24 protein-coding genes are annotated in these 25,385 nt (G+C 64.1%); 14 read left to right on the forward strand and 10 right to left on the reverse strand.

Annotated elements, in window-relative coordinates:
- Positions 1–13: 13 nt before the first annotated feature.
- Positions 14–283 (reverse strand): hypothetical protein, encoded by a 270-nt coding sequence (locus AWB72_RS28465; protein WP_143754605.1) that lies wholly within the window; start codon positions 281–283, stop codon positions 14–16.
- A 68-nt stretch (positions 284–351) separates the two neighbouring features.
- Here AWB72_RS28465 and aspT point away from each other — a divergent pair, with 68 nt between their 5' ends.
- Together aspT and AWB72_RS09800 are read left to right on the forward strand one after the other, a co-directional pair.
- Positions 352–2,043, forward strand: a complete 1,692-nt coding sequence (aspT, locus tag AWB72_RS09795; RefSeq protein ID WP_040052018.1) for an aspartate-alanine antiporter — start codon at positions 352–354, stop codon at positions 2,041–2,043.
- Between the two features lie 65 nt (positions 2,044–2,108).
- Positions 2,109–3,752: a bifunctional aspartate transaminase/aspartate 4-decarboxylase gene (locus AWB72_RS09800; protein ID WP_040052019.1), complete on the forward strand. Its 1,644-nt coding sequence runs from the start codon at positions 2,109–2,111 to the stop codon at positions 3,750–3,752.
- Positions 3,753–3,815: 63 nt separating this feature from the next.
- Here AWB72_RS09800 and AWB72_RS09805 read toward each other — a convergent pair whose 3' ends face one another.
- Complete coding sequence (locus AWB72_RS09805) at positions 3,816–4,988, reverse strand: porin (RefSeq protein WP_040052020.1); 1,173 nt, start codon at positions 4,986–4,988, stop codon at positions 3,816–3,818.
- 265 nt (positions 4,989–5,253) lie between these two features.
- On the opposite strand from AWB72_RS09805, the gene AWB72_RS09810 reads away from it, so the two are divergent.
- Positions 5,254–5,622, forward strand: a complete 369-nt coding sequence (locus tag AWB72_RS09810) for a nuclear transport factor 2 family protein (RefSeq protein ID WP_087128081.1) — start codon at positions 5,254–5,256, stop codon at positions 5,620–5,622.
- A gap of 13 nt (positions 5,623–5,635) precedes the next feature.
- Here AWB72_RS09810 and AWB72_RS09815 read toward each other — a convergent pair whose 3' ends face one another.
- Both AWB72_RS09815 and AWB72_RS09820 read right to left on the reverse strand, forming a co-directional pair.
- The gene (locus AWB72_RS09815) at positions 5,636–6,751 is read right to left on the reverse strand and encodes a succinylglutamate desuccinylase/aspartoacylase family protein (RefSeq protein ID WP_040052021.1); all 1,116 of its coding nucleotides are present in this window, start codon (positions 6,749–6,751) and stop codon (positions 5,636–5,638) included.
- Between the two features lie 219 nt (positions 6,752–6,970).
- Positions 6,971–7,762 (reverse strand): ABC transporter substrate-binding protein, encoded by a 792-nt coding sequence (locus AWB72_RS09820; RefSeq protein ID WP_040052022.1) that lies wholly within the window; start codon positions 7,760–7,762, stop codon positions 6,971–6,973.
- A gap of 424 nt (positions 7,763–8,186) precedes the next feature.
- Between AWB72_RS09820 and AWB72_RS09825 the strand changes: the two genes are divergently transcribed.
- Positions 8,187–9,626, forward strand: coding sequence for an MFS transporter (locus AWB72_RS09825; RefSeq protein ID WP_040052023.1), 1,440 nt, complete (start codon positions 8,187–8,189; stop codon positions 9,624–9,626).
- Between the two features lie 85 nt (positions 9,627–9,711).
- Positions 9,712–10,605 carry a ferritin-like domain-containing protein gene (locus AWB72_RS09830; RefSeq protein WP_040052024.1) on the forward strand — a complete coding sequence of 298 codons (894 nt, stop codon included), beginning with the start codon at positions 9,712–9,714 and terminating at the stop codon, positions 10,603–10,605.
- Here AWB72_RS09830 and AWB72_RS09835 read toward each other — a convergent pair.
- Positions 10,598–11,323: a TetR/AcrR family transcriptional regulator gene (locus AWB72_RS09835; RefSeq protein WP_040052025.1), complete on the reverse strand. Its 726-nt coding sequence runs from the start codon at positions 11,321–11,323 to the stop codon at positions 10,598–10,600. The two genes, AWB72_RS09830 and AWB72_RS09835, sit on opposite strands and share 8 nt — an antisense overlap.
- 168 nt (positions 11,324–11,491) lie before the next feature.
- On the opposite strand from AWB72_RS09835, the gene AWB72_RS09840 reads away from it, so the two are divergent.
- Genes AWB72_RS09840 through AWB72_RS09850 form a run of 3 tightly spaced genes read left to right on the forward strand, consistent with a single transcriptional unit; the run spans position 11,492 to position 16,295 of the window.
- Positions 11,492–12,673: an isovaleryl-CoA dehydrogenase gene (locus AWB72_RS09840; protein WP_040052026.1), complete on the forward strand. Its 1,182-nt coding sequence runs from the start codon at positions 11,492–11,494 to the stop codon at positions 12,671–12,673.
- A 9-nt stretch (positions 12,674–12,682) separates the two neighbouring features.
- Complete coding sequence (locus tag AWB72_RS09845) at positions 12,683–14,290, forward strand: carboxyl transferase domain-containing protein (protein ID WP_040052027.1); 1,608 nt, start codon at positions 12,683–12,685, stop codon at positions 14,288–14,290.
- Between the two features lie 10 nt (positions 14,291–14,300).
- Positions 14,301–16,295 (forward strand): acetyl/propionyl/methylcrotonyl-CoA carboxylase subunit alpha, encoded by a 1,995-nt coding sequence (locus AWB72_RS09850; protein WP_087128054.1) that lies wholly within the window; start codon positions 14,301–14,303, stop codon positions 16,293–16,295.
- Here the strand turns inward: AWB72_RS09850 and AWB72_RS09855 are convergent.
- Positions 16,292–16,816 (reverse strand): OmpA family protein, encoded by a 525-nt coding sequence (locus AWB72_RS09855; RefSeq protein WP_040052029.1) that lies wholly within the window; start codon positions 16,814–16,816, stop codon positions 16,292–16,294. The genes AWB72_RS09850 and AWB72_RS09855 overlap by 4 nt on opposite strands.
- 169 nt (positions 16,817–16,985) lie before the next feature.
- Between AWB72_RS09855 and AWB72_RS09860 the strand changes: the two genes are divergently transcribed.
- Complete coding sequence (locus AWB72_RS09860; RefSeq protein WP_040052030.1) at positions 16,986–18,068, forward strand: AI-2E family transporter; 1,083 nt, start codon at positions 16,986–16,988, stop codon at positions 18,066–18,068.
- Here the strand turns inward: AWB72_RS09860 and AWB72_RS09865 are convergent.
- The 3 genes from AWB72_RS09865 to pcaH form a co-directional block, all read right to left on the reverse strand.
- A complete protein-coding gene (locus AWB72_RS09865) occupies positions 18,065–18,388 on the reverse strand; it encodes a DUF2288 domain-containing protein (RefSeq protein ID WP_040052031.1) in 324 nt (107 codons plus the stop codon). The two genes, AWB72_RS09860 and AWB72_RS09865, sit on opposite strands and share 4 nt — an antisense overlap.
- 85 nt (positions 18,389–18,473) lie before the next feature.
- Positions 18,474–19,064, reverse strand: coding sequence for a protocatechuate 3,4-dioxygenase subunit alpha (gene pcaG / locus AWB72_RS09870; protein ID WP_040052032.1), 591 nt, complete (start codon positions 19,062–19,064; stop codon positions 18,474–18,476).
- A gap of 4 nt (positions 19,065–19,068) precedes the next feature.
- Positions 19,069–19,770, reverse strand: a complete 702-nt coding sequence (gene pcaH, locus AWB72_RS09875) for a protocatechuate 3,4-dioxygenase subunit beta (RefSeq protein ID WP_040052033.1) — start codon at positions 19,768–19,770, stop codon at positions 19,069–19,071.
- Between the two features lie 112 nt (positions 19,771–19,882).
- Between pcaH and pcaQ the strand changes: the two genes are divergently transcribed.
- Together pcaQ and AWB72_RS09885 are read left to right on the forward strand one after the other, a co-directional pair.
- Positions 19,883–20,821, forward strand: a complete 939-nt coding sequence (pcaQ, locus tag AWB72_RS09880) for a pca operon transcription factor PcaQ (RefSeq protein WP_040052034.1) — start codon at positions 19,883–19,885, stop codon at positions 20,819–20,821.
- Positions 20,822–21,027: 206 nt separating this feature from the next.
- Positions 21,028–21,396, forward strand: coding sequence for a response regulator transcription factor (locus AWB72_RS09885; protein ID WP_040052035.1), 369 nt, complete (start codon positions 21,028–21,030; stop codon positions 21,394–21,396).
- A gap of 18 nt (positions 21,397–21,414) precedes the next feature.
- Here the strand turns inward: AWB72_RS09885 and AWB72_RS09890 are convergent, their stop codons facing one another.
- Positions 21,415–22,128: a lysophospholipid acyltransferase family protein gene (locus tag AWB72_RS09890; RefSeq protein ID WP_040052036.1), complete on the reverse strand. Its 714-nt coding sequence runs from the start codon at positions 22,126–22,128 to the stop codon at positions 21,415–21,417.
- Between the two features lie 140 nt (positions 22,129–22,268).
- On the opposite strand from AWB72_RS09890, the gene pip reads away from it, so the two are divergent.
- The 3 genes from pip (at position 22,269) to AWB72_RS09905 (ending at position 25,213) form a co-directional block, all read left to right on the forward strand.
- Positions 22,269–23,258 carry a prolyl aminopeptidase gene (gene pip, locus AWB72_RS09895; RefSeq protein WP_052450026.1) on the forward strand — a complete coding sequence of 330 codons (990 nt, stop codon included), beginning with the start codon at positions 22,269–22,271 and terminating at the stop codon, positions 23,256–23,258.
- A gap of 244 nt (positions 23,259–23,502) precedes the next feature.
- Entirely contained in the window at positions 23,503–23,925 is a 423-nt protein-coding gene (locus AWB72_RS09900; protein WP_040052037.1) for a hypothetical protein, read from the forward strand.
- A 316-nt stretch (positions 23,926–24,241) separates the two neighbouring features.
- Positions 24,242–25,213: a hypothetical protein gene (locus AWB72_RS09905; RefSeq protein WP_244285575.1), complete on the forward strand. Its 972-nt coding sequence runs from the start codon at positions 24,242–24,244 to the stop codon at positions 25,211–25,213.
- The last annotated feature ends 172 nt before the right edge of the window (positions 25,214–25,385 follow it).

Raw genomic sequence — 25,385 nt, forward strand, 5'->3', positions numbered from 1 at the left:
TTCGGCCGCTGTTTTATTGTGCGCTCTGGTAGTTCGGCATCCGAAATGAAATGCAAGTGAATTGATAGCGCACTCTGAAACGATGAAGCTCATACGAGCGCGCATCGAAATTATCGAAATTGATCTCAACTGCATCTCCGAAATAGTGTATTGGTGACTGCCAATCTGCTTTAAGCCTACATGCCGGGATTCGTTTCCATGAACGATCCAACGCATCTTCGACATTTGGTGGACGCGCATCGTCCGTCAGCATCGACGCACGTGCGCCGCTCTGCCCGCTCATTCCCTGCGTTTCCCTCGTGCTCGGGGAGCACGTAACGGTCGCGAGAGTCATCGCGCAAAGGAGTGCATATGTCGTGGCTTACACAAGCGCTGCGCGCGTACCCGGAAATCGCCATCTTTCTTTCTCTTGGAATCGGGTATTGGGTCGGCGGAAAAAGTTTTAAAGGATTCAGCCTCGGCGCGGTCACGGCAACCTTGCTTGCAGCTATCGCAATCGGGCAACTCGGCATCACGATTTCATCGAATGTCAAAGCCGTTTTCTTTCTGATGTTTCTTTTTGCAGTCGGTTATGGCGTCGGTCCGCAATTCGTGCGCGGCATTGCGAAAGACGGCTTGCCGCAGGCGCTTTTCTCCGTCATTCAATGCGTGCTCTGTCTCGCCGCGCCCTATGCCGCCGCGAAGATAGCGGGTTATGACATCGGATCGGCGGCCGGGCTTTTCGCCGGATCCCAGACGATATCGGCATCGATGGGCCTCGCCACCGACGCCATCAACAGGCTCGGCCTGCCGCCTGCCGAGACCAAGGCGCTGCTCGACGCGATGCCCACCGCCTACGCCGTCACCTATATCTTCGGCACCATCGGCTCCGCGCTGATTCTCGCGATGCTCGGGCCGAAGCTCCTCAACATCGATCTCGTCGCGGCCTGCAAGGACTACGAGCAACAACTGGCCGGATCGTCGGAACTCGGCGGCGCGGGCATGGGCTGGCATCAGTTCTCGTTGCGCGCGTATCGCGTGGCGGAGCAGGGGCGGGCTGTCGGCATGACCGTGGGCGAGGCGGAGTCCGTGCTGCCCGGCGGCGCGCGGCTTTTCATCGAGCGAATCCGGCGCAACGGCGCGATGCAGGAAGCGAAGCTCGACGACGTGCTCCAGGCGGGCGATATCGTCGCGGTCGTCGGGCGGCGCGAGCAGCTCGTCGATGTGCTCGGCTCGGCCGCGAAAGAAGTGGACGATGCCGAACTGCTGTCCGTGCCGGTCGAAGGCGTCGACATCTATCTGACGAACAAGCGCATCGAGGGCAAAACGCTCGCGGAACTGGCGCAAACGCCGGGCGCGCGCGGCGTGTTCATCCGCAAGATCAAGCGCGGCATCACCGAAACGCCGATTCCCGTGCTGCCGAGCACCAAGCTGTATCGCGGCGACACGGTGACGATCGTCGGCCGCACGCAGGACACGACCGCCGTGGCGAACGCGGTCGGCGTGATCGACCGCCCGAGCGATGCGGCGGACATGGCGTTCGTCGGCCTCGCCATCACGCTGGGCGCGCTGATCGGCGCGATCGTCATTCGCTTCGGCGCAATTCCGATCACGCTGTCCACGGCGGGCGGCGCGCTGATCGCGGGCATCGTGTTCGGCTGGCTGCGCGCCATTCATCCGACCTTCGGCCGCATTCCCTCGCCGACGATCTGGTTCATGAACTCCGTCGGCCTCAACGTGTTTATCGCGGTGGTCGGGATATCGGCGGGGCCGGGGTTCGTCGCGGGTCTGCAAAAGCTCGGCGTGAGTCTGTTTTTATGGGGCATTTTCGCGTCGTCGGTGCCGCTCATCATCGGCATGTATATCGCCAAGTACGTGTTCAAGTTTCATCCCGCGCTCGTGCTCGGCATCTGCGCGGGCGCCCGCACGACTACCGCCGCGCTCGGCATGATCTGCGACGCCGCGAAGAGCCAGGTGCCGGGCCTCGGCTACACGGTCACGTATGCCGTCGGCAACACGCTGCTGACCATCTGGGGGATGGTCATGGTGATGCTTCTGACCTGAGAGTGGGACGCGCCCGCGTCTCTTCGTGTCTTCCCGTTTGATTGCTCATTTCCTGGGGGTGTTGGATGTCAAAGTCCTCGAAGTCCGGTTCCGACGGCCGCGCCGCGATGGCATCGCTCAGTCCGTTCGAACTCAAGGACGAACTCATCAAGGCGGCAGGCGGCGGCGTGGTGGATCGCCCGGCCAATGTGGCCATGCTCAACGCGGGGCGCGGCAATCCGAATTTCCTGGCGACGATTCCGCGTCACGGTTTCTGGCAACTCGGACTCTTTGCGATGCGCGAATCCGAGCGCTCGTTTGCGTACATGCCCGAAGGCATCGGCGGGTTTCCGAAGCATGAGGGGCTAGAAGAGCGCTTCGAAATCTTCGCGCGCGACAACAAGGGGACGCCGGGCATCGACTTTCTGGTCGGCGCGGTGTCGTATGTACGCGATCAGCTCGGCCTCAACGCGGGCGACTTTCTCTACGAGATGTGCGAAGGCATTCTCGCGTCGAATTACCCGGTGCCGGACCGCATGCTCAAGCTGTCGGAAGTGATCGTCGGGCAATATTTGCGGCGCGAGATGATCGGCAGGCATCCGTTCGTCGGCGAGTTCGACATCTTCGCGGTCGAAGGCGGAACCGCCGCGATGACGTACATCTTCAACACGATGCGCGAGAACTTCCTCATCAAGCCCGGCGATACGATTGCGCTCGGCGTGCCGATCTTCACGCCGTACATCGAGATTCCGCGTCTAAACGACTACAAGCTCGAAGTGGTGAACCTCAACGCGGATGTCACGCGAGGCTGGCAATACTCGAAGGAGGAACTCGACAAGCTGCGCGATCCGAAGGTCAAGGCGTTCTTTCTCGTGAATCCGAGCAATCCGCCCTCGGTGAAAATGGACGACGACAGTCTCGCGTATATCGCGGAAATCGTGAAGGAAAGGCCCGATCTCATTCTGCTGACCGACGACGTCTACGGCACTTTCGCCGACGACTTCGTTTCGCTCTTCGCGCTGTGCCCGAAGAACACGATTCTCGTCTATTCGTATTCGAAGTATTTCGGCGCGACTGGCTGGCGGCTCGGCGCCATTGCGACGCATCGCGAGAATATCTTCGACGAGCAGCTTGCCGCGCTGCCCGCCAATGAGAAAGCGATCCTTCACGAACGCTATGAATCCATCACCACGGAGCCGGACAAGCTGAAGTTCATCGACCGTCTGGTGGCCGATAGCCGCACCGTCGCGCTGAATCACACGGCGGGTTTGTCGACGCCGCAGCAGGTGCAGATGGTGCTGTTCTCGCTCTTCGCGCTGATGGATACGCCCGATGCCTACAAGAACGCGTTAAAGCGGCTCATTCGGAATCGCAAGCAGGCGTTGTATCGCGAACTCGGCATTCCGCTCGAGGACGACGACAAGAATCTCGTGGACTACTACACGATTCTCGATGCCGAATATATCGGCGAGCGCATGCACGGACGCGAGTATGTCGAGTGGCTCATGAAGAACACGCAGCCGTCCGAGCTGCTCTTCAGGCTCGCGAAGGAAGCGCGCGTGGTGCTGCTGCCGGGTCGCGGCTTCGGCACGCAGCATCCGTCCGGGCGCGTGTCGCTCGCGAATCTCAACGAGAGCGATTACAGGCTGATTGGCCGCGCAATTCGCAAGATGATGGACGAGCGCGTCGCGCAGTTCAAGGCGGAGAGCAACGGCAAGAAGGGCAAGTAAAATGAAACCGGGCCGCGATTCGCGGCCCGGTTTCATGCGTGATTCGACAGCTTCAACGCGCGATCAGAACTTGTGACGCACGCCGATGCGGAACGCGAGCTGATTGTTTTCACCCGCGCCCGAGGTGCCGAAGTAGCTCGTTGCGGAGCCGATCTGCGCCTGGTTCTGGACGCCGCGATTCGCACCCGACGCCTTCTGGTAGATCGCGAGCACGTACACATCGGTGCGCTTGCTGAGCGCGTAGTCGGCGCTCGCGTCGATCTGATGCCAGTGGCCCTGGAACGCATCGGACAGGTTCATGTACGTGTAGCCGAGGCCTGCGGTGACCGCCGGCGTGAATGCGTACTTGCCGCCGATTTCATATGCGTTGAACTTCGAGCTTCCGCCCGTGACCGGTTCGAAACGCGTGTTGGTCCAGAGGCCGAACACCGTCGCCGCGCCGAACGCGTAGTTCGCGCCGATGCCGAACGTGCGCAGGTCCTTCGCGCCGCCCGTCGCGATGTTCGCGATGCTCGTGCTGAACGCGGGCGTCGCCGCACCGGGGAAGCGGATGTCGGTATAGGCCGCGCCGATGCCGAACGGGCCTGCCTTGTAGTTCAGGCCGAAGCTGTAAGCACGCGACGAACCCGCGACGGTCGTCGTGCCGACCGTCGTGTTGGGCGCGCCGGCGAATGCGCCCGCCTGGTTCGAGAAGCCGTACATCGCGCCGAACGTCACGCCGTAGAAGCTCGCGCTGCTGAACTTCACCGCGTTGTTGATGCGGCTCGACGTGAGTTGATCGACGTCGTTGATGTGATACGCGTAGTTGCCCGCGACGGTTTGGCCGCCGATCGAGTAGGCCGAGCCGAGATAATCGGTCGAGAACGAGTACTGACGGCCGAACGTGAGCGAGCCGACATCGTTCTTCGCGAGGCCGACGTACGCCTGACGGCCGAATTCCGCGCCGCCCTGACCGAGCGCGCCCGTGCCGCTATTGAAGCCGTTTTCGAGCACGAAGAGCGCCTTCAGTCCGCCGCCCAGATCTTCCGAGCCGCGCAGGCCCCAGCGGCTGCCCTGAGCGACGCCGTCGTCGTACTTGAACAGATGATCGCTGCCGGTGCGCGTGGCGCTGTTGTTCGCGTAACTGATACCGGCGTCGATGACGCCGTACAGCGTCACGCTGCTCTGTGCGTGGGCGGAAGTCGCGATGCACGCGAATGCGGCGAGCGCGGCGGCTGCCAAGAGGTTCTTCTTCAAAACAAGCTCCGTGAGTAGGTTCGCGGTGTGTGGCCGCGCTGCGAGAGAGTGCACGGGCAGCGCGTGTCGGCGGCGCGTCGCGCTCTGAACGGCGCGTGGCGGCGACGGGCGCAAATGTAGCGGTCGGTGACGAAAGAAATGTGACAGCGGTCTCGAAGCCTGCCGCTGTGTCGCGTGTGCAACGGGACTGGCGCATCGCGGCCGCGTGTGAGCACGCACGCACGCGCGCGGTATGCCGGCGGTTCCATTCACCGCGAGCGAGAACATGGACGAGAAAGGAATCCGCGAACTGGAAGAGCAGCTCAGGAAGGCGATGACGACATCGGACGTGAAGGCGCTCGATGCGCTGCTCGCCGACGACCTGAGTTTCGTCGATGCCACCGGCAAGGTCTGGAGCAAGTCGGACGACCTGAACGGCCATCGCTATGGCATGCAGCGCATCGACCGGCTCGATGTGGAAGAGCAGAGCGTTCGCCTGTACGGTGCGTTTGCCGTGACCGTCACGCGCGTGGCGCTTTCCGGCACGTTCGCCGGCGCGCCGTTCGCGGGCAGCTTGCGCTACACGCGAACGTGGGGAGAGACCGCGGGCGGCTGGCGTGTCGTCGCCGCGCAGTGCGGTCTCGTGGCGTTTTAACTCAAGGCGCGCGTCACGCCGATAACAACGAGCCCGTGCGATACGCCGTCGCCCCCGCGATGCGCGCCACTTCCATGCCCGCCGGCGCGAAGCGCATGATCTGCCGCGCGTACATCACGCCGGAGGTCGTGCACTTGAGCGTGGTGACGGTGTCCGTGAGCGGATCGATGATATCGGCGATGGCTTCGCCCGCATCGATGAACGCGCCCACTTGCGCGCGAAACACGAGCACGCCCGACACCGGCGCGACGATCGGCTCCGCGCCCGCAAGGGGCGTCGCCGGGAACGCGAGCGGCGGCTGCTCGACGGCGGGGGCATCGATCACGCCGCGGTGAATCAGATAGTTGACGATGGCCTGCGCGTCTTTATCGGCGAGTTCGTGCGTCACGTCATGCTGGCTGCGCAGTTCGACCGTCACCGAAATGCCGCCGTTCGGAATCGGGAAGCGCTCGCCGTAGCGCGCACGCAGGTCCGACCAGCAGAAGCTGTGGATTTCGTCGAACGGATTGCCGACCGAATTCAGCGCGAGCAGCGACGCCTTCGCATCGAGATAGCGCGCGAGCGGCTCGACTTCGTCCCAGATGTCCGGGTTCGTGTACAGATGCAGCGCGGCGTCGAGGTCGCAATGCAGGTCCAGCACGACATCGGCGTCGAACGACAGCTTCTGCAGCGCGAGACGTTGCGATTCCAGTTCGGTGCGCGGCGTCTGTTCGTCGAGCGCTTCTTTCATCGCGGCGCGCACGGCGAGCTTGTTGGCGTCGGCGTCCTTGCCGAGACGCGCTTCGACGCGCGGCGCGATCAGCGCGGCAAGATCGTAGAAATTGCGGTTGAAGTTGTGGCCGCTGTTGGTTTCGAAGCGGCCGAGCAGATTGCCGTGCAGGAATTGGCTCAGGCCGATCGGATTCGGCACCGGCACGATCACCACTTCGCCGCGCAGCTTGCCGGCGGTTTCGAGCGCGGCGAGATGGCGGCGCAGTTTCCACGCGACCAGCATGCCCGGCAGTTCGTCGGCGTGCAGCGACGATTGAATATAGATTTTCTGTCCGCCGCCCGGGCCGTAATGAAAACTCGTGATGCTGCGGGAAGTGCCGAGCGTCGGCGAGATCAGTTGATGAGTTTTAGTCTGCATAGTATTCGCGCGCACGCGGGTGCGCGGGTCTTGCCTCTGTGGGTTGCTGATCCGGACGGGGCGTGGCGCGGCGGTGTCTCTGCCCGCGAGCGCAGCCCCGGACGTTCGATCTTAGCCGAAATCCGAAGCGCCGGAAGCGGGCGGTTTCAGCGCCTGCAAAAGACAACGGGCTCCGCGTCTGGAAACGCGGAGCCCGCTTGTTGAACGCTCAGGAAGCGATTAGCCGCCGTACACGTCGAAGTCGAAGTACTTCTTCTCGAGCTTCTTGTAGGTGCCGTCCTTGATGATGTCGGCGATCGCCTTGTCGATCTTCGCCTTCAGGTCGGTGTCTTCCTTGCGCAGACCGATGCCCGCGCCGTTGCCGAGGATCTTCGCATCGACGAGATCCTTGCCCGCGAAGTCGAAGCCCGCGCCGCGCGGCGTCTTCAGGAAGCCGAGGTCGGCCTGCACCGCGTCTTGCAGCGCGGCGTCCAGACGGCCCGAGGTCAGGTCGGCGTAGACCTGGTCCTGGTTCTGGTACGGCGTGACCGTCACGCCCTTCGGCGCCCAGTAGGTCTTCGCGTACGTTTCCTGGATCGTGCCCTGTTCGACGCCCACGTTCTTGCCCTTCAGGCTTTCAGCCGTCGGCTGGATGTTGCTGCCTTTCTTCGCGACGAGGCGCGTCGGCGTGTTGAAGAGCTTGCTCGAGAAGGCGATCTGCTCGGCGCGTTGCGGCGTCATCGACATGGACGAGAGCACGCCGTCGAACTTCTTGGCCTTGAGCGCGGGGATCATGCCGTCGAAGTCGTTTTCGATCCACACGCACTTGGCCTTCAGGCGCGTGCAGATTTCATTGCCGAGATCGATGTCGAAACCGACCAGCTTGCCGTCCGAACCCTTCGATTCGAACGGGGGGTAGCTTGCATCGACGCCGAAGCGGATCGTCGAATAGTCCTTGGCGTGCGCCGTGACGGCGGTAAACGACGTGGCGGCGAGAAGGGACATCGACAAAGCGGCAAGCAGTTTCTTCACTTGTTAACTCCAAAGGATGGTCGGTTCAGCCCGAAAGGTCTCGTTCCGGGTGCGCCCGGCGCAGGCGGCGATCGGTCGTGATCGCTGGTGAGCGCCGGACGGCGGGCATTCGGCGGATCGTGTCCGCGCGGAAACGGCAGAAGGTTACCAAGCCAAAATACTACGGGACCTAGTGAAATCACCGATAGCGGCGCTTTAGAACATTTCCTCGCTTAAAGACGCATTCGCAACGGCCAAGGATGCCCCGGGAAATCCCGATCCGCACGGTTAGAATGCGGCCTTCGTTTCGCGCCGACGCGCTTTTGCGCGCGCGAGCGGGGAGCACGCGAGGTGCGGCACGAAGCGCGGCACGAAGCGCGGCCCCGAAGAACTTTGCATGAAGCCGAAACGAAGCGCCCGCTTCGGCCGACAGGAGACGACACCGATGAACACCTCACCCGCGGCCGCCATGAGCCGCGCCCCCGCCGATGCGGCCACGCCCGCGCTTTCCGCCGGCCTTATTTCTGCGCGCCTCGACCGCCTGCCCGCGACGCGCAGCGTCTGGAAGCTCATCGTGATGCTGAGCCTCGGCTTCTTTTTCGAGCTTTACGACCTGCTGTATTCGGGCTACGTCGCGCCGGGCCTCGTCAAAAGCGGCATTTTGACGCCCGCCACGTCCGGCTTCTTCGGCATGACGGGCGTGGCGAGCTTCATCGCGTCGCTGTTCGCGGGATTGTTCATCGGCACGGTCGCGTGCGGCTTTCTCGCCGACCGCTTCGGCCGCCGCGCGATCTTCACGTACTCGCTGCTGTGGTACACGGCCGCGAATCTCGTGATGGCGTTTCAGGAGACGGCCACGGGCCTCAACTTCTGGCGCTTCGTGGCGGGCATCGGCATCGGCGTGGAACTGGTGACCATCGGCACGTATATCTCCGAACTCGCGCCGAAGCACATCCGCGGGCGCGCGTTCGCGTGCGAGCAGGCGGTGGGCTTCATGGCGGTGCCGATCGTCGCGTTTCTCGCGTATCTGCTCGTGCCGCGCGCGCCGTTCGGTATCGACGGCTGGCGCTGGGTCGTCGTGATCGGCGCGCACGGTGCGCTCTTCGTCTGGTGGATTCGCCGCAATCTGCCGGAAAGCCCGCGCTGGCTTGCGCAAAAAGGCCGGCTCGACGACGCCGACCGCGTGATGTCCGCGCTCGAAGCGAAGGTGCAGCGCGAGTACGGCAGGCCGCTGCCGCCGCCCGGCTCGCCGGAGCCCGTGACGGGTGGGAGCGCCGCCGGCTCGTTCGCCGACATGTGGCGGCCGCCCTACGGCAAGCGCGCCACGATGATGATCATCTTCAACGTGTTCCAGACGGTCGGTTTCTACGGCTTCGCGAACTGGGTGCCGACGCTGCTCATCAAGCAGGGCATCACGGTGACGTCGAGCCTGATGTATTCGAGCATCATCGCGATTGCCGCGCCGATCGGGCCGATCATCGGCCTCCTGATCGCGGACAGGATCGAGCGCAAGACGGCCATCGTCACGATGGCGGCGGCGAATATCGTGTGCGGGCTGCTGTTCAGCCAGTCGTCGGATGCGGCGTTTCTGATCGCGATGGGTGTCGGCCTCACGCTGTCGTCGAACATCATGTCGTACAGCTTCCATGCGTATCAGGCCGAGCTGTTCCCGACGAGCATCCGCGCTCGCGCAGTCGGCTTCGTGTATTCGTGGAGCCGCTTTTCGGCGATTTTCACGTCGTTCATCATCGCGGGCGTGCTGAAGGGATTCGGCACGACGGGCGTGTTCGTGTTCATCGCCGCGGCGATGCTGATCGTGATGGCGGCGATCGGTTTCATGGGACCGCGCACGCGCGATATCGCGCTGGAAAAGATTTCGCACTGAGCGTGACGCGTGCGGATTGCTGCGTGGCGGCGTCCTGTGTGCCAAAATCCGCAGGTCGTTCCTAATAGCCGCTCACTATTCGAATATGTCCGACACGCTCACTCCAGCCGAAGCAGATCATGCGATGCGCAACTGGACGTTTCGACGGCAAGGCAGGATTGCAGTCGGGTCCGACGAGCACAAGCGCATGTTCTGCGAGATGCTGCTGACGACGCACAATCCGTATAAGCCCGCCGTCATCGACTGGCCGAAGCTCGATCCCGCCGCGCTCAAGCGCGTCACGTCGCTGCCGATCTGGGACATCGCGGTGCAGACGGAAGGCCGTGCGTCGATCCGCGTGGCGACGTATGCGGCGAGCGTCGCCGATCCGCTCTTGCGCGAAGCGTTGAGCATGAACGGCGGCGAGGAGTCGCGGCACAAGGTGGTGCTCTCGAAGCTGGTGGAGGCGTATGGCATCGCGCTTGCGCCCGAGCCGCCGTATCCCGCTCCCGACGACGCCCTCCGCGCGTGGATGCTGACGGGGTATAGCGAGTGCATCGACAGTTTCTTCGCGTTCGGGCTGTTCGAGGCGGCGCGTCAGTCGGGCTATTTTCCGGAGGCGCTCGTGGAGACGTTCGAGCCGGTCATCCAGGAAGAAGCGCGGCACATTCTATTCTTCGCGAACTGGGTGGCGTGGTATCGGCGGAGTCTGCCGTGGTACCGGAAGCCTGCGTTCATGCTGAAGACCGCGGGCGTGTGGCTTTCGCTGATTCGCGACCGGATATCGCTTGCGCGTGGCTTCGATAAGAGCGGCGCGGCGCAGGATGCGAACTTCCCGGCGAATGTCGGCGATTCGGTGGCCGGGGATGTGTCGGTGGGCGCGCTGATCGGCCTGTGTCTCGTCGAAAACGATCGACGCATGCGCGGTTATGACGCGCGGCTTCTGCGGCCGAATACCGTGCCGAGGCTGGCGCGGCTGGCGCGGCGGTTCGTCAAGTAGACGGCTTCCCGCTCTCCTCGAACCGGCGCGACGCATCTTCCACGTCCTGCCGGAACTGCATGAGCGCGGCCAGTTTCGCATCGGGTGGCTGCAGCGCCGCCCACAGCACATCCACGAGTTCATCCGCCGTCGTATCGATCTGAGTCTGACTCAGTTTCCGCTTCGCCAGCGTTGCATCCCACAGCACGTGTTCCATCGGCCCGAAAACCAGCGAGCGTAATAGACGCAGCGGCACATCCGCGCGCACATGTCCGAGCGACTGGCCGCGCGCGAGCACCTCCATCAACGGGGCGGTGTAGCGGCGCTGCAATTCCGTGAGCGTATCCGAAAGATCGTGCTGCTTCGTGCGGCCTTCCGATAACACGAGCGAGCACAGTCCCGTGCCGTTCACGAGCATCAGCCGAAGATGCGTCCTCACGATGAACGCGAACTGCTGCCGCACCGATCCCTCGCGCGGCAGGCCACTTTCGAATGCATCGATGATTTCGTCGTACCAGTCCGCGATCACGCGCGCGCACAATTCCCGCTTACCGCTGAAATAGCTGAAGACGGTCGCCTCGGAAATGCCCGCGCGCTGCGCGATCTCGGCGGTGGTCGCGGCGTCGTAGCCTTTTTCGGCGAAGACGTCGCGGCCTGCCTGCAGGATGTCTCGCACGCGTTGCTGCGATTTGACGCCGGCGGGCGTGCGGCGGCCGGGCGCGGTGGAATGAGTCGACATAAGCGTGACGTGGCGGGCAGTGCGGAATAAATGTGAGCGTAGCTCAAAAACCTATTGACGGCTAGACGATTTGAGCGTGAAATTGGCCCATTCTGCGGTTTCGCGCCCGGTGTGAGCATCACTCATTTACGGGTGCGCCGAAAACATTCGCCTCTAGAGGAGACACCCATGAGCACCGTACCCGGCCTCGACTTCGCACTGGGCGAAGACATCGACATGCTGCGCGATTCGCTCGCCAACTTCGCGTCGAAGGAAATCGCGCCGCGTGCCGCCGAAATCGATCGCACCGACCAGTTCCCGATAGACCTCTGGAAGAAGTTCGGCGACCTCGGCGTACTCGGCATGACGGTCTCCGAGGAATACGGTGGCGCGAACATGGGCTACACCGCGCACATGGTCGCGATGGAAGAGATCTCCCGCGCGTCGGCGTCGGTGGGGTTGTCGTATGGCGCGCACTCGAATCTGTGCGTGAACCAGATTCATCGCAATGGGACGGAAGCACAGAAGCGCAAGTATCTGCCGAAGCTCGTGTCCGGCGAACACGTCGGCGCGCTCGCGATGAGCGAGCCGAACGCGGGATCGGACGTGGTCAGCATGAAGCTGCGCGCGGACGAAAAGGGCGATCACTACGTGCTCAACGGCACGAAGATGTGGATCACCAACGGCCCGGATTGCGACACGCTCGTCGTTTATGCGAAAACGGATATCGAAGCCGGCGCGAAGGGCATCACCGCGTTTATCGTCGAGAAGGGCATGAAGGGATTTTCCGTCGCGCAGAAACTCGACAAGCTCGGCATGCGCGGCTCGCATACCGGAGAGCTCGTGTTCGAGAACGTGGAAGTGCCGAAAGAGAACATTCTCGGGGCATTGCACGGCGGCGCGAAAGTGCTGATGAGCGGCCTCGATTACGAGCGCGCCGTGCTCGCGGGCGGGCCGACCGGCATCATGCTCGCGTGCATGGATGCGGTCGTGCCGTATATCCATGATCGCAAGCAGTTCGGGCAATCCATCGGCGAGTTTCAGCTGATTCAGGGCAAAGTCGCCGATCTTTATACGACGCTTCAGGCGTGCCGCGCGTATCTCTACGCGGTCGGCCGTCAGCTCGATACGCTCGGCGCCGGTCACGTGCGCCAGGTTCGCAAGGACTGCGCGGGCGTCATTCTCTACACCGCCGAAAAAGCCACGTGGATGGCCGGCGAAGCCATTCAGATTCTCGGCGGCAACGGCTATATCAACGAATATCCGGTCGGGCGGCTCTGGCGCGATGCCAAGCTCTATGAAATCGGCGCGGGCACGAGCGAGATTCGCCGCATGCTGATCGGTCGCGAACTGTTCGCCGAGACGGCTTGAGGGCGCGTCATGGCGATCATCGAATCGAAACTGAATCCGCGCGGCGAGGAATTTCGGACGAACGCGGCGGCCCTCGAAGCGCTCGTCGCGGATCTCAAGGAGAAGGTCGCGAAGATCGCGGAAGGCGGCGGACAGGCGGCGCGCGATCGGCATCTGTCGCGCAACAAGCTCCTGCCGCGCGATCGCATCGCGCAACTGCTCGATCCGGGCACGCCGTTTCTCGAGCTGTCGCAGCTCGCGGCTTACGGCATGTACAACGACGAAGCGCCGGGCGCGGGCATCATCACGGGCATCGGGCGCATTGCGGGGCAGGAGTGCGTGATCGTCTGCAATGACGCGACTGTCAAAGGCGGCACGTACTATCCGGTCACCGTGAAGAAGCATCTGCGCGCGCAGGAAATCGCCGAGCAGAACCGCTTGCCGTGCGTGTATCTCGTCGATTCCGGCGGCGCGAATCTCCCGAATCAGGACGATGTCTTTCCCGACCGCGATCACTTCGGCCGCATCTTCTACAACCAGGCGAACATGTCGGCGCAGGGCATCGCGCAGATCGCGGTGGTGATGGGATCGTGCACGGCGGGCGGCGCGTATGTGCCTGCAATGAGCGATGAATCGATCATCGTGAAGAATCAGGGCACGATTTTTCTGGGCGGCCCGCCGTTGGTCAAGGCCGCGACCGGCGAGGAAGTCAGCGCCGAAGACCTGGGCGGCGGCGACGTGCATACGCGTCTGTCAGGCGTCGTCGATCATCTCGCGCAGAACGATGCGCATGCGCTCGGCATTGCGCGCAGCATCGTCGGCAATCTGAATCGCGTGAAAGCAGCGCCGCTTGCATTGAAAGAGCCGCTGCCGCCGCGCTACGACCCGCAGAGCGTCTACGGCGTGATTCCCGTCGATACGCGCAAGCCCTTCGACGTGCGCGAAGTGATCGCGCGCATCGTCGACGATTCCGCGTTCGACGAATTCAAGGCGCGTTACGGCACCACGCTCGTCTGCGGCTTCGCGCATATCTGGGGGCATCCGGTCGGCATCGTCGCGAACAACGGCATCTTGTTCAGCGAGTCCGCGTTGAAGGGCGCGCATTTCATCGAATTGTGCGCGCAACGCAAGATTCCGCTCGTGTTTTTGCAGAACATCACGGGCTTCATGGTGGGCCGCAAATACGAGAACGAAGGCATCGCGCGCAACGGCGCCAAGATGGTGACGGCGGTGGCGACAGCGAAGGTGCCGAAGTTCACGGTGATCATCGGCGGATCGTTCGGCGCGGGTAACTACGGCATGTGCGGTCGCGCGTATTCGCCGCGCTTCCTGTGGATGTGGCCGAACGCGCGCATCTCGGTGATGGGAGGCGAGCAAGCCGCATCCGTGCTCGCGACGGTGCGGCGCGACGGCATCGAGAAGAAGGGCGGCACGTGGTCGAAGGAGGACGAGGAAGCGTTCAAGGCGCCGATCCGCGATCAATACGAGGCGCAAGGGCATCCGTATTACGCGAGCGCGCGCCTGTGGGACGACGGCGTGATCGACCCGGCGCAGACGCGCGACGTGCTGGGCCTCGGCCTCGCCGCGACGATGAACGCGCCTATCGAAGACACGCGCTTCGGCGTGTTCCGGATGTGACGGGGAAGCCATGTTCGACAAGATACTCATAGCAAATCGCGGCGAGATTGCATGCCGGGTCGCCGCGACGGCAAAGCGCCTCAACATCGGCAGCGTGGCCGTCTATTCCGACGCCGACGCGAAAGCCAAGCACGTCGACGTATGCGACGAAGCGGTGCACGTCGGCGGATCGGCGGCGTCGGAGAGTTACTTGCGCATCGAACGCATCGTCGATGCCGCGAAGAAGACCGGCGCGCAAGCCATTCACCCCGGATACGGATTTCTTTCGGAGAACGAAGCGTTCGCCAACGCGTGCGAAGAGGCGGGTCTCGTCTTCATCGGTCCGCCCGTTGAGGCCATTCGCGCGATGGGTTCAAAGGCCGCGGCGAAAGCACTGATGCAATCGGCGTCCGTGCCGCTCGTGCCGGGTTATCACGGCGACGATCAATCTCCCGATCTGCTTCAGCGTGAAGCCGACCGCATCGGTTATCCGGTGCTGTTGAAGGCGAGCGCGGGCGGCGGCGGCAAGGGCATGCGTGTCGTCGAGAAGAGCGAGGACTTCGCGCAGGCGCTGGCATCGTGCAAGCGCGAGGCGGCGTCGAGCTTCGGCAACGATCGCGTGTTGATCGAAAAGTATCTGCTGCGGCCACGGCACGTGGAAGTGCAGGTCTTCGCGGACAAGCACGGCAACGCGGTTTATCTCTTCGATCGCGATTGCTCCGTGCAGCGCCGCCATCAAAAGGTGCTGGAAGAAGCGCCGGCACCCGGCCTCTCCGATGAAACCCGCCGCGCGATGGGCGAAGCCGCCGTTGCAGCGGCGCGCGCGGTGAATTACGTCGGCGCGGGCACGGTCGAATTCATCAGGACGCAGGACGGCCAGTTCTACTTCATGGAGATGAACACGCGCCTGCAAGTGGAGCATCCGGTGACGGAGATGGTGACCGGGCTCGATCTCGTCGAATGGCAATTGCGCGTGGCGGCGGGCGAGCTGCTGCCGTTGCAGCAGCACGAGCTGCACGTGAACGGCCATGCGATCGAAGCGCGCATCTATGCCGAGAATCCGTCGCGCGGCTTTCTGCCGTCGACGGGCACGCTCAGGCATCTCGCGTTGCCGGATGCAGTGGAGTTCACGATCGACGGCCACGTGCGCATCGACAGCGGCGTGCGTCAGGGCGACGCCATCACGCCGTTCTACGATCCGATGATCGCGAAGCTGATCGTGCACGGACGCGACCGTCGCGATGCCCTCGCGCGCATGGCGCGTGCGCTCGCGCAATGCGAGATCGTCGGCCTGCATACGAACGTGGAGTTTCTGCAGCGGATCGTGAAGAGCGAACCGTTCTCGCAAGGCGAACTCGACACCGGCCTGATCGAGCGTCATCACGATGCGCTCTTCGCGGCTTCATCGGTGTCGCGCGAAAAGGCGCTTGCGCTCGCGTGCGCGGCCCTGCTCACGCGCGAGGGCGGCGAAGCGCACGGCCGCTCGCCGTGGGATGCGCTCTCGCACTGGCGCATGGCCGGCGGCTATAGCCAGGACCTGAACTGGCGCGCGGTGGGATCAGACGAGGCGCTGAAGGCCGTCTTCACGAAGAACGGCGCGAAGCATCTGCAATTGAACGGGACAAGCGCGCGCTTCGAATGGTCGCATCGCGGAGAAACGGCGTTCGCCGTTCAGCTCGACGATGCGCTTGTCAAAGGCCACGTCTTCACCGACGGCGATGTCTTCCACGTCTTTCTCGAAGGCGCCGCGTTCGCGTTCGAATGGCAGAACCTGATGGCCCACGCCGGCGACGCCGAACACGAAGGCCGTCTCACCGCGCCGATGCCCGGCAAGGTAATCGCGGTGCTGGTGCAGGCGGGCGCGTCGGTGCAGAAGGGCGCGCCGCTGATCGTGATGGAAGCGATGAAGATGGAGCACACGATCGTCGCGCCGGCCACTGGCAGAATCGGCGAGATTCTCTTCGATGTCGGCGATCAGGTCGCCGATGGCTCGCAACTGCTCGTGCTCGAAGCGGAAGGAAGCTAGCGCTTCTTCTTCGGCACGGGGCCGAGCAGCGTGTCTTCGGTCTCGGTGCGCACGAGCAGTTCGACACGCCGGTTCAATGCGCGGCCTTGCGGCGTGTCGTTGCTGGCGATGGGCCGCAGGTACGCCATGCCTTTCGTCGTGAGCCGCTCGGCCGGCACGCCGCGCGCGATCAGCGCGCGCGCCACCGCTTCGGCGCGCGCCTGCGAGAGGCTCTGGTTGTAGGCGAGCGGGCCGTCGTTATCGGTGTGGCCTTCGATCAGCACCGGCCGCATGCTGCGCTTGAGCACCGTTGCGGCGCGGTCCAGCGCGGGCAGGCTGCCTTGCCGGATGGTCGCTTCGTCGCTATCGAACAGCGCCACTTCGGGCAGGCGCATTTCCACGCCGCCCTTGACGGCCTGCATCGCGATGCCGTACTGCGCGTTCAGCTTTTCTTCGTCCGATCGGTTGAGCTTCGTCGAACAGCCTGCCAACAGCGCGATCGACGCGCATGCTCCCATTGCTACCCAGCCTTTACCCAGCATTCCCGGATTCCTTGCGTTGATGCCCGACTCGCGATTATAGGGAGGACATAACGTCGCGTTGTAAAGAACAGTGCAATGGTGGCGGACAAGAAGTGGAATGAATCGTGCGCTTACAATGCACGCGACTCTATCGCTTCGCTTTCAGTCGATTCCACCAGAGGCTCCGTTCATGGGTATTCCTTCGCGCAACGAGAATGCAACCGATTCCGCCGATCGCACGCGCCGGTTTCAACGCGCGGCATCGGCGGGGTTGTATGCGGTGCTCGTGCTCATTGCGCTTTACACGGCGCGCACCTTCATTCCGGCCGTCGTTTGGGCCGTGGTGATCGCCATTGCTCTGTGGCCCGCGTTCGGCTGGCTCGAACGGCGGCCGCTCTTCCGAAAGCGCCATACCTTGCTCGCCGTCCTGCTGACGCTTGCAATCGGCTTGCTGTTCGTTTTGCCGTTCGGCATCGTCGCGGGACAGACCATCGACGAAGCGCACGACATGATGCGCTGGTTCCATGACGTGCTGAGGACCGGCATCCCGATGCCCGCGTTCATCGAACATTTGCCGACCGGCTCGGAGCAGGCCGCGCGCTGGTGGCACGACAATCTCGCGACGCCGCTCGAGTCTTCCCCGGCGGTGAAGAACCTGCACAGCGCCCCGTTCGTCGCGATGACGCGGCACTTCGGCGGGCGCGTCGTGCATGGCCTGGTCATCTTCGGCTTCATGCTGATGACGCTCTTCTTCATCTTCCAGGCGGGCGCGAAGCTCGGCCGGCAGATGCTCGCGGGATCGAGCCGCGCGTTCGGCGCGGACGGCGCGGCGCTGTTGCAGCGCATGGCCGATGCGGTTCGCAGCACGGTCGTGGGGCTCGTGGTCGTGGGACTGGGAGAGGGCGCGCTGCTGGGTATCGCGTACGCGGTCACCGGCGTGCCGCACGCGACGCTGCTCGGCATGCTGACAGCCGTCGCCGCGATGCTGCCGTTCTGCGCGCCGATCGTGTTCCTCGGCTCGGCGCTGTGGCTGCTCGCGCAAGGATCGACGGTGGCCGCCGTGGGCGTCGCGATTTTCGGGTTGGTCGTGGTGTTCGTGGCCGAGCATTTCGTGCGGCCGGTGCTGATCGGCGGCTCGTCGCGCCTGCCGTTCCTGCTCGTGCTGTTCGGCATCCTGGGCGGGGCGGAGACGTTCGGCCTCATTGGCCTCTTCATCGGCCCGGCGCTGATGACGATTCTCGTCGTGCTCTGGACCGATTGGGTGCGCGCTTAATTCGCGTTCGAGCGATTGCCGCGTTCCTGCACGCATACCCACGGCGATACCACGACCGCCCACAACTCGGGATCGCGCGCGGCGAGATCGGCGGCAGTTTCCGCCTGAACGCGCTCGATCAGCCCGGACGACAGCCATTGCGTGACCTGTTGCGTGTCGTCGCCGGCGACGGCTTCGGCCACGCTCACGAGATCGAGGTCGCCCTTGACCCAGATCAGCACGCCCTTCGCGAAGAAACGCTCGAGTTCGGACCACCCGATCTGCGCGGTTTCGGCTAGGAGCTTGACATAGAGCGGACTGGGATTGGCGGCGTCGGTCATAACGTTCATGCGATAAAAACGAAAGGCGTCCGACACTATAGCGCAGTGCCGGACGCCTTCGCTTCCTGCTGGATAGCGATGCCGCTCAGAGATCGAAGAACACGGTCTCGTTCGGCCCGCGCAGGTGGATGTCGAAGCGATACACCGTCGCCGCCGTGCCCGACTCGCGCTTCGCGATTAGCGTGTGACGGCGCTCGGCCGGCACGCTTTGCAGCACGGTGTCGTTCGCGTTGGCTTCGGTTTCATCGTCGAAATAGAGGCGCGTGTACGAATGCAGCAGCATGCCGCGCATCAGCACGATGATGTCCAGATGCGGCGCGGAATCGTCGTCGGTCTTGCCGGGCTTCACCGTATCCACGACGAAGCGCAGCTTCGGATCCGTGCCGGTGCCCACGCGCGCGAAGCCGCGGAATCCCGACTCGCGCGCTTCTTCCACGCTCTGCACGTAGCGGCCGTTCGCGTCGGCCTGCATGACTTCGATCAGCGCGTCGCCGATTGGCTTGCCTTCCGCGTCGAACACGTTGCCGACGACGGAAATGTGCTCGCCCGGCACTTCGCGGTCCGCCGCCGATGCCGTGAAGAGGCTCTTCAAGTCGAAGTTGTACTGCTCCGGCACGAGACCGTACGCGAAATACGGTCCGACGGTCTGCGAGGGCGTTTGCTTGAGGGTGGTCATGTCGTCACTCCGTCGGAGTCTGGTCCGGGCCGCGCAGCACGATGTCGAATTCGTAGCCGAGCGCGTAGTTTTCCTGCGTCGTATCGATCGAGAAGCGCGACACCAGCCGATGCCGCGCGTGCTCCGGAATGCCCTGATAGATCGGATCGAGGTCGAGCAGCGGATCGCCGGGGAAATACATCTGCGTGACGAGACGCGAGCCGAAATACTCGCCGAAGAGCGAGAAGTGAATGTGATTCGGACGCCACGCGTTCGGGTGATTGCCCCACGGATACGCGCCCGGCTTGATCGTCATGAAGCGATAGCGGCCTTCGTTGTCCGTCAGGCAGCGGCCCGCGCCGAGAAAGTTCGGATCGAGCGGGGCGTCGTGCTGATCGGCCTTGTGGACATAGCGCCCGGCGGCGTTCGCCTGCCAGACTTCCACGAGCGTGTTGCGCACCGGACGGCCGCCTTCGTCGAGCACGCGGCCCGTCACGATGATGCGCTCGCCGAGCGGCTCGCCGTTCTTGGCCGCGTTGCGCGTGAGGTCGTTGTCGAGCGTGCCGAGATCGTCGGCGCCATAGACGGGCACGCGGCGATTGCGCAGGTTCTCCTTCAGCGGGATCAGCGGCAGCGACGGGCTGCGCGAAATCGACGACCGGTAGCCCGGCGACAGATACGGCGGATGGGATGCCCAATCGCGCGGCGTGAGGATGGGGGACGTCATGTCACTGTCTCCTGATGATGTGACGTGAATAGGATATTTCTGGCAGCTACTTTATCGAACGGATCGAGTTATGGAAAATGACGTTTTGTGCGTCGATACATAACGGCTACTCATGGATACCGACTTCACGAATACGCGCGTCAAGTTCCGCCATCTCCAGTGTTTTTTGGCCGTCACGCAGCTCGGCAGCGTGCAGCGCGCGGCGGACAGTCTGTCGATCACGCAGCCGGCGGTGTCGAAGACGATCGGCGAACTCGAATCCATTCTAGGCGTGCGGCTCTTCGAGCGCGGGCGGCGCGGCGCGGTGCCGACGCGCGAAGGCCGGCTCTTTGCGCCGCATGCGAGCGCGTGCGTGGCGTCGCTGCGCGAAGGCGTCGATATGCTGCTGCGCGAGCGCGGCGACATGCCGGGCGCGGTGTCCATCGGCGTGTTGCCGACGGTTGCGAACGCGCTGCTGCCGCCCGCGTTCGCGGCTTTCCGGCAGCAGTGGCCGGCGATGTCGCTGAGCGTCGCCACCGATTCGAACGCGTCGCTGCTGGAAAAGCTGAAGGCGGGCGATGTCGATCTCGTCGTCGGCAGGCTGTCCGAGCCGGAAGCGATGCACGGGCTTTCGTTCGAGCAGATTTATCGCGAGCCGTTGGCGGTCGTCGTGCGCCGCGATCATCCGCTTGCGTTCGAAACGCCGCTCACGCCTGCGCTGCTCGCGCGCTTCGCCATTGTCGTGCCGCCGTTCGGCACGCTCATCCGACAGTCCGCTGAAAGCGTGCTGACCGCGTTCGGCGCGCATGCGCTGACGGCGCTCGTCGAAACGCTGTCGGTGTCGCTCGGGCGCTCGCTCGCGCTTCATAACGACGCAGTCTGGTTCGTGCCGGCCGGCGCGGTCGAGCACGACATCGCGCTAGGCCTGCTCACCGCGCTGCCGATGCCCTTCGCCGGCACCGACGAGCCCATCGGCCTGATCCGCCGCAACGACGCGGCGCGCACGCCGGTGGAGGAATCGCTCGTCGATGCGATCCGCGAGGCGGGCCGCTCGCGCGCCGGGACGAAGTAAGCGCGTCGGGCGACCAATTGACCGACGCCCCCGCGCGGCCCGCCGCTTGCTCAAGCAGCATTTACCGCGCAAGTTTCACGCGAACACAATACTATGACGAAAGGCAGCGGAAGAACGTGGCGGCAACGAAAGCAGCCGTTTTCGGTCACAACGGACGTTGCCCGCCGCTTTTGCCCGCTCTCAACCGTGCCCGCCCCGCTTGCAAGATGAAGACCGTACTGCTCGTCGACGACGATCCCGCCACCATCGAAGCCTGGTCCCTTTGCATGCAGGGCGAGGATTGCAACGTCCTGTGCGCGGCGGACGGCAACGGCGCGTTGTCGATATTGGGCGAGCAGACGGTGGATATCGTGGTGTCGGACTGGATGATGCCCGGCCTGGGCGGCGCGCTGCTCTGCCAGACGATGAAGAACGACGCGGCGCTCGCGCACATTCCTTTCCTGATGATTTCAGGGCATCCGAACCCGCCGGCCTTCGTCAGCTACGACGGCTATTTGCGCAAGCCCGTCGACTTCGAGACGCTGGTCGCGGCGGTCAATCGGCTCTGCGCCGCGAAGAAGCGGCCGATGTACTGAGCTTCGCGTATCGCTGTCTCAGCGCAATTCGGCCAGCGCCTCGTCCATCTGTGCCTGCGCGAGCCGGTTCAATTCCTGTGGAATATCGCATTCGAGCGGCAGCGGCGGCGTGACGATCACGCGAATATGCCCGCCGTGATCCGGCCAGCCCTTCGCGGGCCACACCTTGCCCGCGTCATGCACGACCGGCACGACCGGCACTTTCGTCGCGCAGGCGAGCCGTACGCCCCCCGACGCGAGCTTGAGCGGCGCATCGTGCGCGACGCGCGTGCCTTCCGGAAAGATGACGACGGCATCGCCTTTCTTGAGCCGCGCGGCGCATTCGCGCGTGACGGCCTGATGCGCCTGACGAATCGATCCGCGATCCAGGCTCACCATGTCGAGTCCGCGCAGCACCCAGCCGAAAAACGGAATATTCATCAACTCGTGCTTGAACACGAAGCTGATGCGGCGCGGAAAGAGCGCCATGAACGCGAGCGTTTCCCACGTCGATTCGTGGCGGCTCAGGATGATGAACGGTCCTTGCGGCAGATGCTCCAGCCCTTCGACGGAAGTCGTGACGCCGGCGATGACGCGCATCATCGCGACCATCGCGCGGCACCAGAGCTTCGCGAGCCAGTAGCGCCCGTCGCGGCCGACGAACGGAAAAAGCGGCAGGATCAGAATCGACCATAGCGTGCCGCTGCCGAGCAGGTAGGTGGCGAAGAGCCACTTGACGAGGGTGCGGCGCATCGAGCGTGGCGGAGTGAGTGTCAACGAGGGATGGCGGGCAAGCTGCAAGCATAGCGTATCGGTCTTTGTCGAGCATTCATGCGCGCGCCACCGCGCGATGCAACAATTGGGCATTCGACCTAACAGCCAGGACACGCGCGATGGATCAACAGGATCAACACGGCCAGCAGCCGGTGAATTTCGACGAAGGCATGCTCGACGTAGGCGATGGACACACGATTTACTGGCGCGCCCAGGGTCCGCGCGACGCGCCTGTCATGCTCGTCGTGCACGGCGGCCCTGGCGGCGCGATGAACGTGAAATGGGCCGATGCGCTCGAGCCGGCGGCGTGGCGCGTCGTCTTCTTCGATCAGCGCGGCTGCGGCAAGTCGAAACCTTTCGGCAAGCTCGAGCACAACGGCATCGACGCGCTCGTCGGCGACATGGAAAAGCTGCGCGTCGCGCTGGAGATCGAGCGATGGGCCATCTTCGGCGGCTCGTGGGGCACCACGCTCGGGCTCGCGTACGGCATCGCGCATCCCGAGCGCTGCACCGGCTTTCTGCTGCGCGGCGTGTTTCTCGCGCGCCGCGAGGACATCGACTGGTTCCTGTGGGACGTGCGCCGCGTGTTTCCGGAGGCGCACCGCGCGTTTCTCGATGCGATCGAGGCGGCGAGCGGCAAGCGCCCCGGGAGCGGACAGGACATTCTGACGATGACGGAAGCGCCGCTCGCGCGTTTCGACGAAGCGGGCGCGCAACTCGCTCGCGCGTGGACGCAGTACGAGACGACGCTTTCGGTGGTGAACAAGCCGGCGCCGGAACCCGCCGACGAAGAGAAGCGCCCGAGCGCCGAAGCCAATGCCGCCGCTGTTTCGATGGCGCTGCTGGAGCGCCACTACATGGCGAACGAATTGCCGCCGCCGCCGTTGCTGCCGTTGGTCACGCGCATCGCGCATCTGCCGTGCCGTATCGTGCATGGCCGCTTCGACATGGTCTGCACCGCCGATCAGGCCGTCGCGCTGGCCGCGCACTGGCCCGGCGCCGAACTGAACGTAGTGAACGCAGCGGGGCACTGGACCTTCGAGCCGGGCAATCTGGCGGCGCTGCGGGCGGGCGCGCTAGCGCTGTCGGGGCTGATCGCGCGGGGCTGACGTGCGGGCGCTTCTTAGGGAAGCCGCGTCGGCGCGGTATCGGAGATGCGTCGCCAGTCGAGATCCGCGCCGACGACGAGCGTGCGGTCGCCGCGCCGTATCGCGACGGAGAGCGTCACGCATTGACGTGCTGCCGTTCGTGCACCGTATAGCGTCCTATTATTAGGAGGCGATGATACGATCGCGATGCAACTTAGCCGCGCGCGGCTCGTCGGACCTGCATTGAACCTCAAGAGAGACATCGATGGCGCAACAAAAAACCAATCCCAAACTCGAACAGGCGCTGACGCGCGGCGATCTCGCGATCCGTCAGGCCAACTCGGGCCGCGCCACGGCGGTGCTGCGGGCGCTCGGCAAGATGATCGTCGAGGCGTCGTCGACGATCGGCGTCGAGGCGCACGTGGTCATCCATGACGGCGACAAGATCTACGATCCCGCCGATGGCGCCTGGCCGCAGCAACTGCTCGTATCGCTCGACGGCCCGGTGGAGGACAACGATCCGGACGAAATCCGCACCGTCACGCTGCTCGCCGACACGCCCGGCACCATTTTCCGCTGCGAATGGCAGCGCGCGGACGGAAACATCGGGCGGCAGGAAGGGCGGCCGCTCGCGATGGTCGCGTTCATCACCGACGTCGACATTCCCTGGCTCGACGAAGAAGACTGACGGCTTGACGGCCGCGGTTGATGCCGCAGCACGCGAAGCGCGGAAGCGGGCCGAATGGCCTGCTTCCGCGCTTTTGTTTTGGCGCGCACGCCGGCGCTTTGCCCGCGCAAAACGCTTTCGCCGATTCTGCGCTGCGCAAACGTTGGCATGCGGCAGGATCGCGGTTTATTCATCCGCTTAAGAAATATTTGAGAACGCGTCGCGGCCCGCTATTCTTGAAAACGCCTCTCGCCTGATTCGTGGCGTCTGCTCGTCGTTTTCCGTCGTCCTCTATCGCGCACGCACATTTCCGTACGGCAAATGCGTCTCCAATCGCATGCCTACCGGCAAATTTTTCGCCGATTGGGCGCTTTCTCGCAGCGTTTCAGGCAGAAAGCCGCGCCGGACGAACGGACGGCGGGCACACCGCCGATCGGCTACGCAAGAGGCTCGACACGCCGAGCGGCGGGCCATGCCTGCCTCACCGTCGCGCGGCTTTCCCAATCGCCAAGAAAAACATGGGGTCTCAAAAATGGAACGTCTGAACCTTGCCGCGAACGCCGCCGCTCATCACGACGACACGGCGCTTCGTGCAACGCTCAAGGTGGTGCCCGCGTTTTCGAAGACCGAGTGGATGCCGTTCACCGTTCGCATCGTCCGCGACGAAGCCGGGCTGCGCAAGGCCCTCACCATCCGACGTTCCGCGTATGCGCGGCACCTGCCCGATTTCGCCGAGAGCATGTCGATCGAGCATTGCGATCGCGACGCCGGCACGGCCGTGCTCCTCGCCGAATCCAAGCTCGACGGCGCGCCGCTGGGCACGCTGCGCATCCAGACCAACGCCTGCGGGCCGCTTGCGGTCGAGCAGTCGGTCACGCTGCCGCCTCGCCTCGCGACGAGCCGGCTCGCGGAAGCCACGCGGCTGGGCGTGGCGGGCGGCGTGGTCGGGCGCGTCGTGAAAGTGGCGCTCTGCAAGGCGCTGTGGCGCTTCTGCGAGCTGCGCGAGATCGACTGGATGGTGATCACGGCGCGTGCGCCGCTCGACCGCGAATACGAGGCGATGCTCTTCGAAGACGTCTTCGGCCCCCACGAATTCCGCCCGATGCCGCATGTCGGCGGCCTGCCGCATCGCGTGCTGGCGAAGGAAGTCGCCGTCGCGCGCGAACGCTGGGCGGACGCGCGTCATCCGTTGCTGAGCTACATGGTGCAAACGCACCATCCTGACATCGATGTGGAATGTCCAGATTTATCTTTTGCCTGGGAACCGGTAGGATGCCCGGAGGCTCCGCTGATGGCTTACGGTTGTTGACGACCGCCGTTCCGGGGTAGGACCACGCAAGCACCAAGCACCACATAAGCGAATAGCAAATAAGCCGGACCCCGGCGCGGTCCGGTCGGCCAAACGCAGCGATGGCGGGGCGCGCCCCGCATCGCTGCCGTCCTGCGCTGGCGCAACAGAGGCCGGCGACGTGAACGGGGGT

This window comes from Caballeronia concitans (assembly GCF_001544615.1).
GTDB lineage: Bacteria > Pseudomonadota > Gammaproteobacteria > Burkholderiales > Burkholderiaceae > Caballeronia > Caballeronia concitans.